Origin of the sequence: Tamlana sp. s12, from assembly GCF_016767215.1 — a bacterium.
GTDB classification, from domain to species: Bacteria; Bacteroidota; Bacteroidia; order Flavobacteriales; family Flavobacteriaceae; genus Pseudotamlana; species Pseudotamlana agarivorans.
Genome location: NZ_CP068547.1, coordinates 1,353,862 through 1,368,908 on the forward strand (window position 1 = coordinate 1,353,862; position 15,047 = coordinate 1,368,908).

Genomic DNA, 15,047 nt, shown 5'->3' on the forward strand with positions numbered 1-15,047 from the left:
TAAGTATTTACCGTAATTTTCACATTGCTATGGCTCTAATTTAATTCTAATTTGCAATAAAATTAGAGTTATGAAAAGAAAAGCATTTTTAGTGAAATCGGGGGCAGGTCTTGGATTTGCCTTATTTCCAAGTTTGGTACAATGCCAGTCTCAAACCCTTAAAACGAATCAAGTTACTCCTGCCACATCTAAAATTATTAAGGATGAAGAAGGTGTGGTTTTGAATGTGATTGGTGATATTCAAACGCATAAATTAACGGGTAGCGATACAGGAAATCAAATTGTAGAATGGGTGGATAACGTCGAACCTGGAGTAGGTATTCCTCCGCACACCCACAAGAGGGAAGATGAGATATTTCGTGTTATTAAAGGTCAAGTTGAAATTACAGTAGATGGCAAAACTTCAGTATTAAGTTCTGGAGATACAGCTTTTGCACCAAAAAATATACCTCATGCATGGAAGGTTGTCGGGACAGAAAAGGCTAAAATGATTACATCGGCCTTTCCTGCAGGCATTGAGTTTATGTTTCAGGAACTTGCTGCGCTACCTCAAGGACCACCAAATTTTGAAAAAGTAACAGAAATCTGTGCCAACTATGAAGTTTACTTTGTTTAAAAAAATAGAAGTTATACGGGTTGCGATTTAGGAAGTTGTACAAAAAAGGTACTCCCAATTTGAGGTGTACTTTCTACCCAAATTTTGCCATGATTTAAATCGATTAATTCTTTACAAATGGAAAGTCCTAATCCGGTGCCTTTTTCATTATCGGTTCCTAAGGTCGAGAATGAACTTTCTTTAAAAAGCTTACTTAAGTTTTCTTTGGAGATGCCAACGCCAGAGTCTGCAATACTGATAATGCAACATCCATTGTTGATGTGATTGGTTATAGTTATCGTATCGCCTTTTTTGCAGAATTTAAGGGCATTAGCCAATAGGTTCTGAATTACAATTTCAATCATGCTTTTATCTGCGTAAGCAAAATTTTTTATAGAACGATTAATGAGAGTTATGCCTTTGTTTTCCAAGCGCTGTTCTATAAGTTTAATTTTACTATTAAAAACTTCTTGAACATCAAACAAAGTAGGTTTAGGGTCTAGTGATTGCATCTGAGATTTAGACCAATTGAGTAAGTTAAAAAGGAGTAAAGAAGCATTGTTGGCATTTTCACTTAGCTCAGGAATTAAATTGTCAAACTCTTCCCGGGACAACGAACCGTCTTTAAGTAAGTCAATGAAACCATTTATAGATGAAAGTGAGTCGCGTAAATCATGAGATACAATAGAAAACAGCTTGTCTTTTACATTATTAACACTTTCTAAATGTTTAGTTTGTTGGGAAAATGCTTCGTTTTGTAAAGCAATGCTAAGGTTTTTCTCTTCTAACTCTTGAGTGTATTTAATGTTGCTATTTCGTTTCAAATACGAGAATACTAAAAATATAGATACCAATACCAAGGCGCCAACCACACTGTATAAAGACATTTTAAGTCTGTCGGTATTTTCTTTTGTTTCAGAAAGCATGTTTACAACAACTTCAGGTGACGAAATATTCTCAACTAAGCTGTGCGGTTCATGTTCGATATGGCTTAAAGGTTTGTATAAGCGCTCCTTTTGGATGGCTTTTTCTTCGTTAAGTTTAGCATTTAACTCGTAGTAAGCTCGCTGCCACTCAAAAGCTTTGGTGAATCGGTTTCTGGTAGAATCGAGAGCTATTAATAGTTTATAAAGTTTCAGTAATTCAAATTTATTTGTGGTAGTTTCGGCCGTGTTACGCGCTTCTGTTAAATGAGTATCTGCTTCAGATAACCTGTTTTGTCTCAAATTTAAATCCCCAAGGTTATTCAGTGTTATTAATAAATCTTCTTTGTTTTCTTTTGTGGTATTGATGGCATAAGCTTCATTCAGATATTTTGAGGCTTTTTCATAGTCGTTAAATTCCAGATATTCAGCGCTTATTCTGGGGTAAATGTGCCCTAAAATTGAATCGTTGGAGCTGTGGTTGTCTATAATGTTTTCGTAAATTTCTATAGCTTTTCGATGCTCTTTTCTGCTAGCATACAGTTCGGCTAAAGTGTTTTTGGTTTTATAAATAGCCTGTTCATCGTTAAGTGACTCCTGAACTTCAAGTGTTTTTATATAAAATTCGATGGCTTTGTCGGTAGCTCCAATACTATTGTAGGCCTGGGCCAGATTGCTGTAAGCTAAATTGAGTTCGGCTTTGAGATGCCTTTTTTCTAATTCTCTTATAGCTGAATGAGAAAAAGACATGCCTTTAGAAAAATGACCTCTTTTAATTTCGATTAATCCGATACTGTTGTTCACTTTAGCAATGCCCAAGGTGTCTTTAAGGCCTTCGAATAATTGTTTCGATTTTTCATAGCCACTTATGGCATTGATATAATCATTCTTTTGGGCATAAATTAAGGCTTTATAATAGACCATATTGGCAATGCCTTTTTTGTGATCTAATTTTTGACACAACTTTTCGCTAGCAAGGATGTATTTGAAGGCACGATCATATGCGTTAATATCATAGAGCGATTCAATAAGTTTAAGCGAGATGTCTACTTTTAAGGAATCTTGATCTTGAAAAGCTAATTGCAGGGCAAGGCTTTCTATGTCATTGGATTGAGAAGTTCCAATACTAATAGATAGCATCATTAAAATGGAAAATAATAATCGCCTCATATTGCATGTCAATTACCACTAAATAATGCTATAACGAGGTCTTAGATTTGAGGAAAATAAGACAGCTTTATTTAGCTGTAATTGTAAAAAATTTACATTGATTTTCAATCAATTGATAATAATAGCTTTACTTAACAAATGTTGCAAAAAGGGTTCTTAAAATCTAATTTTTAGGATTTATTACCAAATAATTAGTTGAAGTGGATGATAACTTGATATTTAATCCTTTTTCATATATAAATAGTCGAAAATTTAGTACATGGGTTGTAAGAAATATAAAAAATGTAAGTTGTTTTATAAGGTGACACGATGTGGCTGTTGTAGATGCTAGGATATCATTTTTGTATGGGAAGGTTTTTCGTTTTTAGCAGAAAAACTTGCTATCTTTGCTGGCTTAAAAAGACACTAGAATGAACCTTCAGGATACTTTATCAAAATACGTTAAACAAGCGGTAAAAGCAGATTTTAATATTGACTTACAAACGGTTGAATTTCAAGCAACAAGAAAAGAGTTTGCTGGGGATATCACCGTAGTTATCTTTCCGATGTTGCGATTTATTAAAGGTAATCCTGTGCAAATTGGTGAAACTATAGGGCAGTATCTGGTTAAGGAAGTTGCCGATGTTAAGGCTTTTAACGTCGTAAAAGGCTTTTTAAATGTTGAAATTAACGATTCATATTATATGAGTTTTTTCAACGGCATAAAACAAGACGAACGTTTCGGACTGGTTTTACCTAATCCTGAAGACAAAGCTATTATGGTGGAGTATTCTTCACCGAACACCAATAAACCACTGCATTTAGGTCATATTCGAAATAATTTATTAGGGTATAGTGTTGCTGAAATTTTAAAAGCTTCAGGAAAAAAAGTATATAAAACACAAATTATAAACGATCGTGGTATTCATATTTGTAAAAGTATGTTGGCATGGAAACGTTTTGGAAATGGTGAAACTCCAGAAAGCACCGGGTTGAAAGGCGATAAATTAGTAGGGAACTACTATGTGAAATTCGACCAAGAATATAAAAAGGAAATCGAAGCTTTAGTGGCTCAAGGTGAAACACTAGAAGACGCTAAAAAGAAAGCCCCTATTTTATTAGAAGCTCAAGACATGCTTTTAAAATGGGAGTCTGGAGATGAAGAGGTGGTAGCGCTTTGGGAAAAAATGAACAACTGGGTTTATGATGGTTTTGATATCACATACAAGGATTTAGGTGTTGATTTTGATACCCTATATTATGAAAGTAACACCTATTTATTAGGAAAGGAATTTGTTGAACAAGGATTAAATTCGGGCGTTTTTCATAAGGAAGAGGATGGTTCGGTATGGTGCGATTTAACCGAAGAAGGTTTGGATAAAAAAATCGTACAACGTGCCGATGGTACGGCAGTTTACATGACTCAGGATATTGGTACGGCCATTCAACGTATTAAGGATTTTCCAGATGTAGGCGGTATGGTTTACACTGTTGGAAACGAGCAAGATTACCATTTTCAAGTGTTATTTTTAATTCTGAAGAAACTTGGTTTCGAATGGGCAAAAAATCTATACCATCTAAGTTATGGTATGGTTGATTTACCTAGTGGAAAAATGAAAAGTAGAGAAGGAACCGTTGTTGATGCTGACGATTTAATTGCTGATATGGCTAATACTGCCGAAGTAATCTCTGAAGAATTAGGAAAACTTGACGGTTACTCTGAAGATGAGAAAAAAGAGCTTTATAAAATTATAGGTTTAGGCGCTTTAAAATATTATATCTTAAAAGTAGATCCTAAAAAACGTATTCTTTTTGACCCTAAAGAGTCTATCGATTTTCAAGGGAACACAGGGCCTTTTATTCAGTATACTTATGCGAGAATTCAATCGATTTTAAGAAAAGCCGATGTGGATACTCAAGTGAATTTAGAAGATATGACGCTTCACGCAAAAGAGAAAGCCCTTCTTAAACAACTACAGTTATTCCCTGAGGTTGTTCAAAATGCAGCTGATAATTTTAGCCCAGCCATTATCGCTAATTTCACGTATGACTTGGTTAAAGAGTTCAATTCATTTTATCAAAACGTTTCAATTTTAGGAGCCGATAACGAAAACGAGAAAACCCTAAGAATACAATTGTCAAATAGCGTTGCAAACACCATTAAAAACGGATTTCAACTATTAGGTATTCAAGTGCCAGAACGCATGTAATTACTCTATTTTCTCATGAAGGGCGATGGCGGTTATCCAACCTTCAATTCCGGTTAGTGTACTCGAAATAAGTTCGCCAGTTCGTGAGCTGTTTTGGTTAATTTCATTAAGGTTAGATACCGTAACGAGTTTGTTTTCTATAAATGATAAACAATAGGTGCCAGAGGTTTCTATGGTGTTTATAGGAGTTTCAGATTTTGAAGTTAAATTCAGTTTAACGATAGGCCCGGTTTCAGCATAACGTAAATAATATAGCGTGTTCTCGCTAATAGCAATGTCTGATATATTTAAAGCTGTGTTTTCAGTTTGAATACTTTCTACTAAAGTGCCATTTTTCATAATTTTATGAATGGCATTTTCATTCGAATAATAAATGTATTCGTCTTGAATGGCTAGGCCTTCAGTAATAATATTTGGTATTTCAGATAGCACATCACCACTTACAGGATCAAGCTGATAAATGGATTCGTTCTCACCAATGCCGCCAACCCAAAGCGATGCGCCGTCAAAAGCCAAAGCATGTGGCGATTGTAATCCTTTAGGAAGTTTTAGCTCCACTTCTATGGCGCCAGTTTGTTCGTTATAAAGGTAAATACCTGGTTTTTGATAGTTTTTATGCGTTAAAATCCACCATTTATAGGTGGCCGTTAAATGCATGTCACTTCCTTGTCCTTCCAAATCATCAGGGACATTTCTGTTACAGCTAGAGCATAAAATCACCAACAGTGTAAAAGGGATTATTATTTTAAAAATTTTCATGTAGGCTTTTCTTAAATTTATATTTTAACAACTTTATGGACTTCTTTTTCACTTCCAGAAAGTATAACAAACAAGTACATGCCACTACTAAAATGTCTTAAGTTTAGAGTTATTTTACCTTCATCTACAAGGTCTGTGCTTTCAATTAATAGTACTCCAGCAGCATTGTAAATACGGTATGAAATGGTTTCTACGCGCTGTACACCTGTAATATGGACAATGTCTTTAAAGGGGTTTGGATAGACTAACCATTTTTTGTCTTCTCCTAACGGATTGTTCGTAATAGGAACACAACCATTGGATACATTATAGACACTCTTTACAAGATCGTCTATTTTTAAGTCGTTAAAACTTTGGTTTAGTGAGTTGTTAAAAAAGGTGGCATCGATTATGGCATTATCAGCACCAATAAAATCTTGAAGAAGCGTCGCAAAGGTTTGTCGGTAATCATATTGCACGGTTTTTATTTGGAAGTTATTACGATCTGTAGCTTCACTTAAATCTGGATTTGTGCCTGAGACGCCTCCTTTTACGGGTTTTCCGAAAACAAACATAGGAGCAATTTCACCATGGTCGGTTCCTAAATTACCATTTTCTTTTACTTTTCTTCCAAACTCAGAAAAGGTTAACCCGACCACATCTTCAGCAAGGTTTTGTGATTCTAAATCGCTTATAAAAGCTTCAATACTATCCGAAAGACTGGATAATAATTCATGGTGTTTCCCGATAACATTACCTAAATCTTGAACTTGCGAATCGTGTGTGTCGAAACCAGAAATACGTACCATATAAACTTTCGTTTCCAGGTCGCCACTCATCAATCGCGCCACTGTTTTTAATTGGTTTGATAAATCGGTATCCGGATAACTGATATTATTTTTTCCCTTTTGGAAGGCATTAGAAATCGATTGTGCATAGGTGTTGGTTAAGGAATCGGTATTGGTTAAATACCTTAATTGGTCACCGTAATCGGAATCTGGAATATTTATAGGCGGTGGGCCACCTAAACCATTTAATATGGAATAAAAACCAGCAGGATCCTGCCTTGTAAGGTTAATGGACAAACCATGGGCTTCTTCACCATGAAATCCTAAGGATGTTTTGTTGGAACCAATTTGTATTCCTAAAGGAAATGGCTCTACAACTAAATTATCGTAATACCGCTCCATAAATCGGCCAATCCACCCGGTATCACTACCATTAAGTAAACTATTACCATCGTTTCCTGTTGAATAGAGATCGGCAGAGGAAAAGTGGCTTTTATTTTGACTCGGGTATCCAACAGATTGTAGAACTCGTAGCCACCCCTTGTCGTATAGCGACTTCATACCTGAAAGGGCAGGGTGTAAGCCAACTTGTTGATTTTCGGGTAATGAGCTATCAAGCGTGATGAACTTATTAGTTCCCGAAATGGGCACCTTTATAGTGGGGCGTAAATTACTATATGCATCGTATTGGTTTAATGGAATTACGGTATTTAATCCATCATTACCGCCAGCTAAATTTATCAATACCAGTTTTCGATTAGAAATATCTGGACAATCAAAATAAGGCGTAAATGTTTTTAAAGCGGCTTGTAATTGCAGTGGGGTTAGTCCTATTACTGATGCTGAAGCGGACAGTTTTATAAAATTACGTCTGTTCATACTTTACATTAATTGAAATTCGGCAGCATTTACCATAGCGATAACTAAGGCGTCTAATCTGGTTTTTACGGTTGTTGCGTCGTTGGAACTCAAATATTTATTCCAAGCACCTGACCAGTAGTAATCAGGAAAGCCTTCGTCAACCAAATAGCTTTTAAAATAATTGGTGCGATCACTATCTATGGATTCGGGATATAGAAGGTCGGCCATTTCGGTGATCAATAGATTCGGGTCACTCGCGTTTGGAAGGTTGTTTTTAACAAATAAAACCGTATCCAAAGAGGCGTATATGGCTCCGTTACCTATAGTGTTTTCTCCCGCAATAAGACTTTCAATAAGTCGGTAGCGACCAATAATGGTATTTGAAGAAAACCAGTTGCGATCGTAGTGCGGCTCTTGGTAATATGCGGGGTATCCGGCAACTTCTTCAGGGCTAAATAAATTGGTGCCTGAAAAAACGAAATAGTTATTATGAATAAATTTGTAGAAAAATTCGTTGTAATAGGTTAATGCATTGGTTGTAGGATCGGGAAATGTGACTTGAAAAACGGTGCATATTTCAGATAATAATTGCAGCGGACTTTTAATAATACTTCCAATAATCTCATCTTGATTATTGCTATCATCCGAGTCAAAAAAGTGTTCACTCGATAGTAATGTTTTTACCACAGGAATGATATCGTAGTCATTAGCAATTAGTTCCTGAGCTAATGGCGTAATAATGTCGTTTTCAACCTCTTCATTCCATGTGCTTTTTACAAAATAACGATATAGTTTTCTGCAATATGATTTTGCTGTTTCTGGCTGGGCAAAAACCATATCTACAAATTCACTTAATTCAGTTAAGATTTCTGTTGGCGTGCCTTGCCCTGTAATGGTAGTGTTGTTAAATGCTGGACTAAAGGTTTTATTGTCGGGATCGTGTAATTCAAAATCAATGTATCCCGTCGGAATTCCGGTGTCTGGGTCTATAAAACTTCGGGTTTCATCAACTTTATATCCAGAAAATACTCTGGTGGCTTGTTGAATGTCTTCTTCGGTGTAATTCGTGTAATTACCTTCACCAACTTGTTCGCCTTCCAAAATCGTAAACAATTCGAAAAACTCACGAGCATAATTCTCGTTAGGGTTATTTTTATTATTTCTCGTATTATCCAGATAAACCAACATTGCATTGTCCATGGTTATCTTTTTGGCTAAGGTTTTAAGGTTTCCATAAGCATAGAAGTCCAGTAACCTGAGGTAGTCATAATAAAAAGATGAAGGTCCTGCACCATCATCTTTGGCTACATTAAAACAAGTGTGTAGGAAGAAGGATAGTTTGTGTTTTAAGCTCGTTTCGCTTACGGCGTTGTACCACCACCAACCAGCGACCAAACCTCGTTTTCGCCTTTCATTTTCAAATTCATCTGTTGCCGTTGTAGCTGAAGTCCAAAATCCATCTGGGTTGTCCATAGGAAGTGGATCATAAGGCTCGGCTAAGGCATTGGTTGTGGGGGTTATGAGTTTATCAATAACATCACGTGGTGTCATACCAGTACATGCATCAATTTGATTTTTAGTATAATTAAAAGTAGATCGCCGAAGTAGATGCTTGGCTTTTCTTTGGTCTAGATTACTGTTTAGCGGATTAAGGGACGCCATAAGTTTTAATCTTTTATAAAATGTAAGTATTGAATTTAATGGTCTAAGGTAGTTTTTTATTTACAAAGTACTGCCATTAAACTGATTTTTTGGCGTATTGTCTATGAAAACGTATTTTTTCATGGTTTATTTTAGTGGTTCGATTGGTTAATCGTATGTTATCTTAATAAATAAGTAGGATTTTTCTTTTGAAATAAATCAAAAGCACCTTGATTTTTCTAAATACGTCTTTTTACACACTTTAGGACTTCAAGCTTCCATAATTACACATCAAATTACTAAATTTGCAGTTCTTAAAATTTCGAGAGTCATATGTTTAATAATTTAAGTGATAAATTAGATAAAGCCTTACACGTTCTTAAAGGACATGGTAGTATAACCGAAGTTAACGTAGCCGAAACTTTAAAAGAAGTTAGACGCGCCTTATTGGATGCCGATGTTAATTTTAAAATTGCAAAGCAATTTACAAATACGGTTAAAGAGAAAGCGCTAGGGCAAGACGTATTAACAACCCTGCAACCAGGGCAGTTAATGGTTAAAATTGTAAAAGATGAGCTTACCCAACTTATGGGTGGAGATGCTGCAGGGATTAACCTTTCTGGTACACCAAGTGTGATTTTAATGTCTGGTTTACAGGGGTCTGGTAAAACAACCTTCTCTGGTAAGCTTGCTAATTATCTTAAAAATAAAAAGACTAAAAAACCATTATTAGTAGCTTGTGATGTGTATCGTCCAGCTGCGATCGACCAATTGCATGTTGTAGGAGAGCAAATTGGTGTTGAGGTTTTTAGTGATAAAGGCAATAACGATCCTGTTGCGATTTCACAAGCTGCGATTGCGCATGCTAAGGCAAACGGACATAATGTTGTTATTATAGATACCGCTGGTCGTTTAGCTGTTGATGAGGCGATGATGACCGAAATATCGAACATTCATAAAGCCATTCAGCCACAAGAAACTTTGTTTGTAGTGGATTCTATGACAGGGCAAGATGCTGTTAATACCGCGAAAGCCTTTAACGATGTCTTGAATTTTGATGGGGTTATCCTTACCAAATTAGATGGTGATACCCGTGGTGGTGCCGCTATTTCTATTAAATCTGTGGTTAATAAACCTATTAAGTTTATTGGTACAGGTGAAAAAATGGAAGCCATCGATGTGTTTTACCCTTCACGTATGGCCGATCGTATTCTTGGTATGGGGGATGTGGTATCCTTAGTAGAACGTGCTCAAGAACAGTTTGATGAAGAAGAAGCAAGAAAACTTCAAAAGAAAATTGCTAAAAATCAATTCGGTTTTGATGATTTCTTAAGTCAGATTCAACAGATCAAGAAAATGGGTAACATGAAGGACCTTATGGGAATGATTCCTGGTGCTGGAAAAATGATGAAAGATATTGATATTGATGACGATGCCTTTAAAGGTATTGAAGCCATTATCCATTCCATGACTCCGAAGGAACGTACCAACCCAAGTATTATCAACGCCAGTAGAAAGAAACGTATAGGTAAAGGGTCTGGAACTTCGGTTCAAGAAGTGAATCAACTTTTAAAGCAATTCAACCAAATGAGCAAAATGATGAAGATGATGCAAGGTGGTGGCGGCAAAAAGATGATGCAGATGATGAAGAATATGAGATAAGTTAGTCTCAGTTTACAGTTTCAGTTATCAGTTCCATAAATTAGACTTTAATGGATTTCAAAAAACTATTAGCTTATCAAAAATCATTTGAGCTAGCAATGTCGATTTTTGAAATATCAAAATCGTTTCCTAAAGAAGAAATATATTCGTTAACAGATCAAATAAGAAGAAGTTCACGTTCTGTATCTGCTAATATTTCTGAAGCTTATAGGAAAAGAGTGTATCCAAAGCATTTTATAAGTAAGTTAACAGATGCTGATGCTGAAAATTCTGAAACTAATACATGGCTAGAATTTGCATTAGCCTGTCAATATATATCATCTGAAAATTATTCTAAATTTTCGGAACAAGGAAAAGAAATAGGAAAATTGATCAATTATATGATTAATAATCCAGAAAAATTCGGAGTAAAAGTAGAACAATAAAAAAGCAAGAGTAGGTTTTGCAGCTGAAAACTGCGACTGAAAACTAATTGACCGCAAGAGTAAGCTCTGAGACTGAAAACTGCGACTGAAAACTAATTTACTGCAGGAGTAAGCTCTGAGACTGAAAACTGCGACTGAAAACTTATATAAGATGATCATTTTAGACGGAAAAAAAGTTAGTAACGATATTAAGGAAGAAATCGCCGCTGAGGTTAAACAAATTAAAGCCAAGGGTGAAAAAGTGCCGCATTTAGCAGCGATACTAGTTGGAACCGATGGCGCAAGTATGACCTATGTTAACGCTAAGGTTAAAGCCTGTGAGAAAATTGGTTTTAACTCGACATTAATTGATTTGCCAGAGGAAACAACTGAAGCTGTTTTATTAGAGAAAATTCAAGAATTAAATACGAATCCAGATATCGATGGTTTTATCGTGCAATTACCTTTACCAAAACATATCGACGAGCAAAAAGTTTTAATGGCTGTTGATGCTGATAAGGATGTAGATGGATTTCATCCTACAAACGTTGGGAAAATGGCTTTAGATTTACCAAGCTTTTTACCTGCAACGCCTTATGGAATTTTAGAGCTTCTAGAGCGTTATGAGGTTGAAACTTCAGGGAAAAACGTGGTGGTAATGGGACGTAGCCATATCGTTGGTCGCCCGATGAGTATTTTAATGAGTCAGAAACGTAAGGCTGGTGATGCTACGGTAACTGTAGTTCATAGTCGTACTAAAGATCTTGCTGAAATAACAAAACAAGCCGATATTATTGTTGCTGCCATTGGAATTTCAGAATTCTTAAAAGGAGACATGGTGAAAGATGGTGTTGTAATTATTGATGTTGGAATCACGCGTGTACCAGATGAAACTAAAGAAAGAGGTTACCGTTTAGCTGGTGATGTTGACTTTGAAAGTGTGAGCCCGAAAGCAAGCTATATTACGCCTGTGCCTGGTGGTGTAGGACCAATGACTATTGCAATGCTTCTTAAAAATACCTTGCTAGCCCGCGATATTCGTAGCTAGTACATATTATTCGATATTAAAAAGCCTTCTAAATTTATTTAGAAGGCTTTTTTTATGACCGGTTGTTGTATGATTTTATTCTTGTGTGATTTTCTTTAAGATGATAAATTCAGATCTTCTGTTCATATGATGTTCTTCAGGTGTACATTTTACACCATTGGAACAATGATTAAGTAATCTAGTTTCACCATATCCAATGGCGCTTTCTATGCGGTCGCTCGCAATGCCTTGAGAAATGATATAATCTCGGGTCGATTTAGCGCGTCGGTCGGATAGCGCTAGGTTATAAGCATCGCTGGCACGGGAATCGGTATGCGATTCAATTTTGATATGCATATCAGGGTACTCATTCATGATCTTAACAACTTTATTAAGTTCCTCTGTAGCTTGCCCAGGTTTTATATCCGATTTATCTAAATCAAAATAGATGTTATTAATCTTAATTTTTTGTAGGCCATCTTCTTCTACAATTAATTTATGTGCTAAACCTAAAGGCACCACTGTTTCACCAGATTGTGCTAGGGTGATTACAGCTTTATCTTTAGGGTCGTAGTCTTCTTTAGAAACTTCGATGTTGAAATGAGCAGCACAAGGTAAAATTCTATTAAAATTATACCTACCGTTTATATCTGAAAGTGTAGAATCTATTATTTTTCCATTCTCACCACATAATACCAGTTTGGCATTGCTAATGGTTTCCCCAGTAACCGTATTAGAAACATGACCGCGGATGCGTTGTTCACAAGTTATATTTTCACGGATAAACGAATAAATGTCGTCGTCACCTTTCCCTGATAATCGGTTGGATGAAACGAAACCTTTATTTTTTTCTTCATTCACAATAAAGGCAAAATCATCTAAATCACTATTTAAAGGAGCACCTAAGTTGCTAGGTTTTTCAAAAATACTGTCTTGAATCTTGCTTTCAAAAACATCAAGACCTCCAAGCCCTAAATGGCCATCGGAAGCAAAATACAGTGCTTTTTCAGTAACAAAAGGAAACATTTCTCTCCCCGTCGTGTTTATATTGTCACCTAAATTTCTTGGTTTCGAATAGTCAATATTTCCGTTATCATCTAAAATGTCAACAACGAAAATATCGGTTTCACCTATAGAACCTGGCATGTCTGACACAAAATAGAGTTGCTTACCATCTGGGCTTACAGAAGGGTGTCCTACAGAGTAGCTATCGTCATTAAAAGGGAGTTCTTTTATATTATGCCATGCAAAACTGCTGTCTTTACCAGTAGACCGTTCAGCTCGGTAAAGTTTCAAGTTATTTGTGCCTTTACCGTCACGACCTAATTTGCCATTGTAATTGTTTCTAGTGAAATAAACAACCGATTCGTCTGGCGAAAATGCTAATGAAGCTTCATGGTATTTTGTATTTATTTCTTTTGAAAACTCGCCAACTTGGGTAGCGTCAGACTCCATACCGTCTAAGTTTCCTATAAAAAAGTTTAGGTAAGGTTGCTTGTTCCATTGGTATAGTCTGGTGTGAAAATAGGAGGAATCTACAGAAGAATAGACCAGCTGCCCATTGTAATACATAGCTCCAAAATCGGAATATCTAGTATTTAAAGACAGGTTTTTAAGTAGAAACCTGGGTTCTAGAGCGAGAATGTCTTCAATTTTTAATTTGGTTTGACTAAACTCTTCAGATCGCATATCGCTGTTTTCAGTGCGGTTTGCAAATTCCTTCATCCAATATTTGGCATCTCGATATTTATCGGTGCCTTCCAGGGTGTGCACATATCTAAAAAGATATTCGGCTGGGATTTCGGTATTAAATTGTGATACGAGTTTGTCATAAAAACGATATGCATTTTTCATATCGGTGTTAAAATAATACGAATCACCGGCTCTTTTCAAGACCCTGAAATATTCTTGACGCTGCTCCTGAGAGACTATAGGTTTGCCGTTTTCTAATTTTTTTACCTCATTCTCATATAAGACAGCAGCTTCTTTATACCACAACTTATCAAATAAGCGGTCGGCTCGTTCGGTGGAACTGTTTTGTGCGGAAGCAGCTGTGAGGGAACATAATATGAATAGTGTAATTATTTTTTTCATGTAGCAGAATTTTAAAAGAATCGAGGGGATTTTAATTGCTTTTCACTAGATATTAAATCGAAGCGTAGCATGATTTCATGAGTTCCGGTATTAAAATCTTGTAAAGGCGTCGTAGTATAATCGTAGGCATAACCAACCATAAGTCTTGGTGTTATTTGCATGCCAACCAAGGCACTAACCGAGTCGTTCCAGCGGTAAGCGACACCTGCGCGAAACACTTCATGAAATAAGAAATTGGCAGATAAATCTACAATAACAGGAGCGCCTACTACGAATTTCCCTAAAAAGGCAGGTTTAAATTTTACGCTATGGCTCAGATCAAATACATACCCACCAATAAGGTAGAAGTGTAGTTTTTCTGTGTCAACCTCGTTTTGCACACCATCATAATATTGATTGGTTAAAAAGTTAGGCACGGATAAACCCAAGTAACTTTTGTCGGTATGAAAATATATCCCAGCACCAATGGTAGGTAAAAATTCATTGTCTATGTTTTCTTGAAAAATGTTTTCATTCTCCTGAAAGGAACCTTTGCTCCAATCGATATTTAGAAATTTACCACCAGCTTTTACACCGAAAGAAAGCCTTTTGTTATATGATAAATTTAAGGTATATGAAAAATTGGCATCAAAGTTAAATTGATCTGAAGGTCCTAATTCGTCATTCACAATAGAAACTCCTAATCCCACGTTTTTTCCAATAGGGGAGTCGACACTAAAAGATTCTGTTTTTGGAGCTCCATCTAGTCCAACCCATTGGGATCTATATAAACCGAGTATAGAAAGGTGACCTTTAGATCCGGCATAGGCAGAGTTTACCGTCATGGTGTTAAACATATAATCAGTGTATTGCGGATCTTGCTGAGCAAAGCTTCCTAGTGTCACGAGGAACACTAAGAAGCTGATTATTATTTTATTCTTTATTTTCATATTTTGATTTTTTATTTGAGGCCTTA

At 36.1% G+C, this 15,047-nt stretch carries 11 protein-coding genes; 5 read left to right on the forward strand and 6 right to left on the reverse strand.

Annotated features, from left to right (window positions below):
• Positions 1–70 precede the first annotated feature (70 nt).
• Positions 71–616 carry a cupin domain-containing protein gene (locus JJL45_RS05820; protein ID WP_068602664.1) on the forward strand — a complete coding sequence of 182 codons (546 nt, stop codon included), beginning with the start codon at positions 71–73 and terminating at the stop codon, positions 614–616.
• An 11-nt stretch (positions 617–627) separates the two neighbouring features.
• Here the strand turns inward: JJL45_RS05820 and JJL45_RS05825 are convergent, their stop codons facing one another.
• Positions 628–2,688: an ATP-binding protein gene (locus JJL45_RS05825; RefSeq protein WP_068602663.1), complete on the reverse strand. Its 2,061-nt coding sequence runs from the start codon at positions 2,686–2,688 to the stop codon at positions 628–630.
• A 410-nt stretch (positions 2,689–3,098) separates the two neighbouring features.
• Between JJL45_RS05825 and argS the strand changes: the two genes are divergently transcribed.
• On the forward strand, positions 3,099–4,877 hold the full coding sequence (gene argS, locus JJL45_RS05830) for an arginine--tRNA ligase (RefSeq protein ID WP_068602662.1): 1,779 nt from the start codon (positions 3,099–3,101) through the stop codon (positions 4,875–4,877).
• Here the strand turns inward: argS and JJL45_RS05835 are convergent, their stop codons facing one another.
• From JJL45_RS05835 to JJL45_RS05845, 3 genes are read right to left on the reverse strand one after another with little or no spacing between them, the layout of a single operon-like run.
• Positions 4,878–5,636: a DUF5050 domain-containing protein gene (locus JJL45_RS05835; protein WP_068602661.1), complete on the reverse strand. Its 759-nt coding sequence runs from the start codon at positions 5,634–5,636 to the stop codon at positions 4,878–4,880.
• Positions 5,637–5,653: 17 nt separating this feature from the next.
• Positions 5,654–7,282, reverse strand: a complete 1,629-nt coding sequence (locus JJL45_RS05840; RefSeq protein WP_068602660.1) for a DUF1501 domain-containing protein — start codon at positions 7,280–7,282, stop codon at positions 5,654–5,656.
• Positions 7,283–7,285: 3 nt separating this feature from the next.
• Positions 7,286–8,926, reverse strand: a complete 1,641-nt coding sequence (locus JJL45_RS05845; RefSeq protein WP_082935884.1) for a DUF1800 family protein — start codon at positions 8,924–8,926, stop codon at positions 7,286–7,288.
• Positions 8,927–9,238: 312 nt separating this feature from the next.
• Between JJL45_RS05845 and ffh the strand changes: the two genes are divergently transcribed.
• The 3 genes from ffh to JJL45_RS05860 all read left to right on the forward strand — a co-directional run bounded on the left by ffh (position 9,239) and on the right by JJL45_RS05860 (position 12,019).
• Complete coding sequence (ffh, locus tag JJL45_RS05850) at positions 9,239–10,567, forward strand: signal recognition particle protein (protein WP_067147436.1); 1,329 nt, start codon at positions 9,239–9,241, stop codon at positions 10,565–10,567.
• Between the two features lie 50 nt (positions 10,568–10,617).
• Positions 10,618–10,992, forward strand: coding sequence for a four helix bundle protein (locus JJL45_RS05855; protein WP_068602658.1), 375 nt, complete (start codon positions 10,618–10,620; stop codon positions 10,990–10,992).
• 151 nt (positions 10,993–11,143) lie between these two features.
• The gene (locus tag JJL45_RS05860; RefSeq protein ID WP_068602657.1) at positions 11,144–12,019 is read left to right on the forward strand and encodes a bifunctional 5,10-methylenetetrahydrofolate dehydrogenase/5,10-methenyltetrahydrofolate cyclohydrolase; all 876 of its coding nucleotides are present in this window, start codon (positions 11,144–11,146) and stop codon (positions 12,017–12,019) included.
• Positions 12,020–12,094: 75 nt separating this feature from the next.
• Here the strand turns inward: JJL45_RS05860 and JJL45_RS05865 are convergent, their stop codons facing one another.
• Both JJL45_RS05865 and JJL45_RS05870 read right to left on the reverse strand, forming a co-directional pair.
• Positions 12,095–14,092, reverse strand: a complete 1,998-nt coding sequence (locus tag JJL45_RS05865) for an OmpA family protein (RefSeq protein ID WP_068602656.1) — start codon at positions 14,090–14,092, stop codon at positions 12,095–12,097.
• An 11-nt stretch (positions 14,093–14,103) separates the two neighbouring features.
• Entirely contained in the window at positions 14,104–15,021 is a 918-nt protein-coding gene (locus JJL45_RS05870; protein ID WP_068602655.1) for a type IX secretion system membrane protein PorP/SprF, read from the reverse strand.
• Between the last annotated feature and the right edge of the window lie 26 nt (positions 15,022–15,047).

Bases quoted from the DNA above. Each gene is read 5' to 3' on its own strand.
- JJL45_RS05820 (WP_068602664.1), top strand. From the start codon at position 71: ATGAAAAGAAAAGCATTTTTAGTGAAATCGGGGGCAGGTCTTGGATTT.
- JJL45_RS05825 (WP_068602663.1), bottom strand. From the start codon at position 2,688: ATGAGGCGATTATTATTTTCCATTTTAATGATGCTATCTATTAGTATT.
- argS (WP_068602662.1), top strand. From the start codon at position 3,099: ATGAACCTTCAGGATACTTTATCAAAATACGTTAAACAAGCGGTAAAA.
- JJL45_RS05835 (WP_068602661.1), bottom strand. From the start codon at position 5,636: ATGAAAATTTTTAAAATAATAATCCCTTTTACACTGTTGGTGATTTTA.
- JJL45_RS05840 (WP_068602660.1), bottom strand. From the start codon at position 7,282: ATGAACAGACGTAATTTTATAAAACTGTCCGCTTCAGCATCAGTAATA.
- JJL45_RS05845 (WP_082935884.1), bottom strand. From the start codon at position 8,926: ATGGCGTCCCTTAATCCGCTAAACAGTAATCTAGACCAAAGAAAAGCC.
- ffh (WP_067147436.1), top strand. From the start codon at position 9,239: ATGTTTAATAATTTAAGTGATAAATTAGATAAAGCCTTACACGTTCTT.
- JJL45_RS05855 (WP_068602658.1), top strand. From the start codon at position 10,618: ATGGATTTCAAAAAACTATTAGCTTATCAAAAATCATTTGAGCTAGCA.
- JJL45_RS05860 (WP_068602657.1), top strand. From the start codon at position 11,144: ATGATCATTTTAGACGGAAAAAAAGTTAGTAACGATATTAAGGAAGAA.
- JJL45_RS05865 (WP_068602656.1), bottom strand. From the start codon at position 14,092: ATGAAAAAAATAATTACACTATTCATATTATGTTCCCTCACAGCTGCT.
- JJL45_RS05870 (WP_068602655.1), bottom strand. From the start codon at position 15,021: ATGAAAATAAAGAATAAAATAATAATCAGCTTCTTAGTGTTCCTCGTG.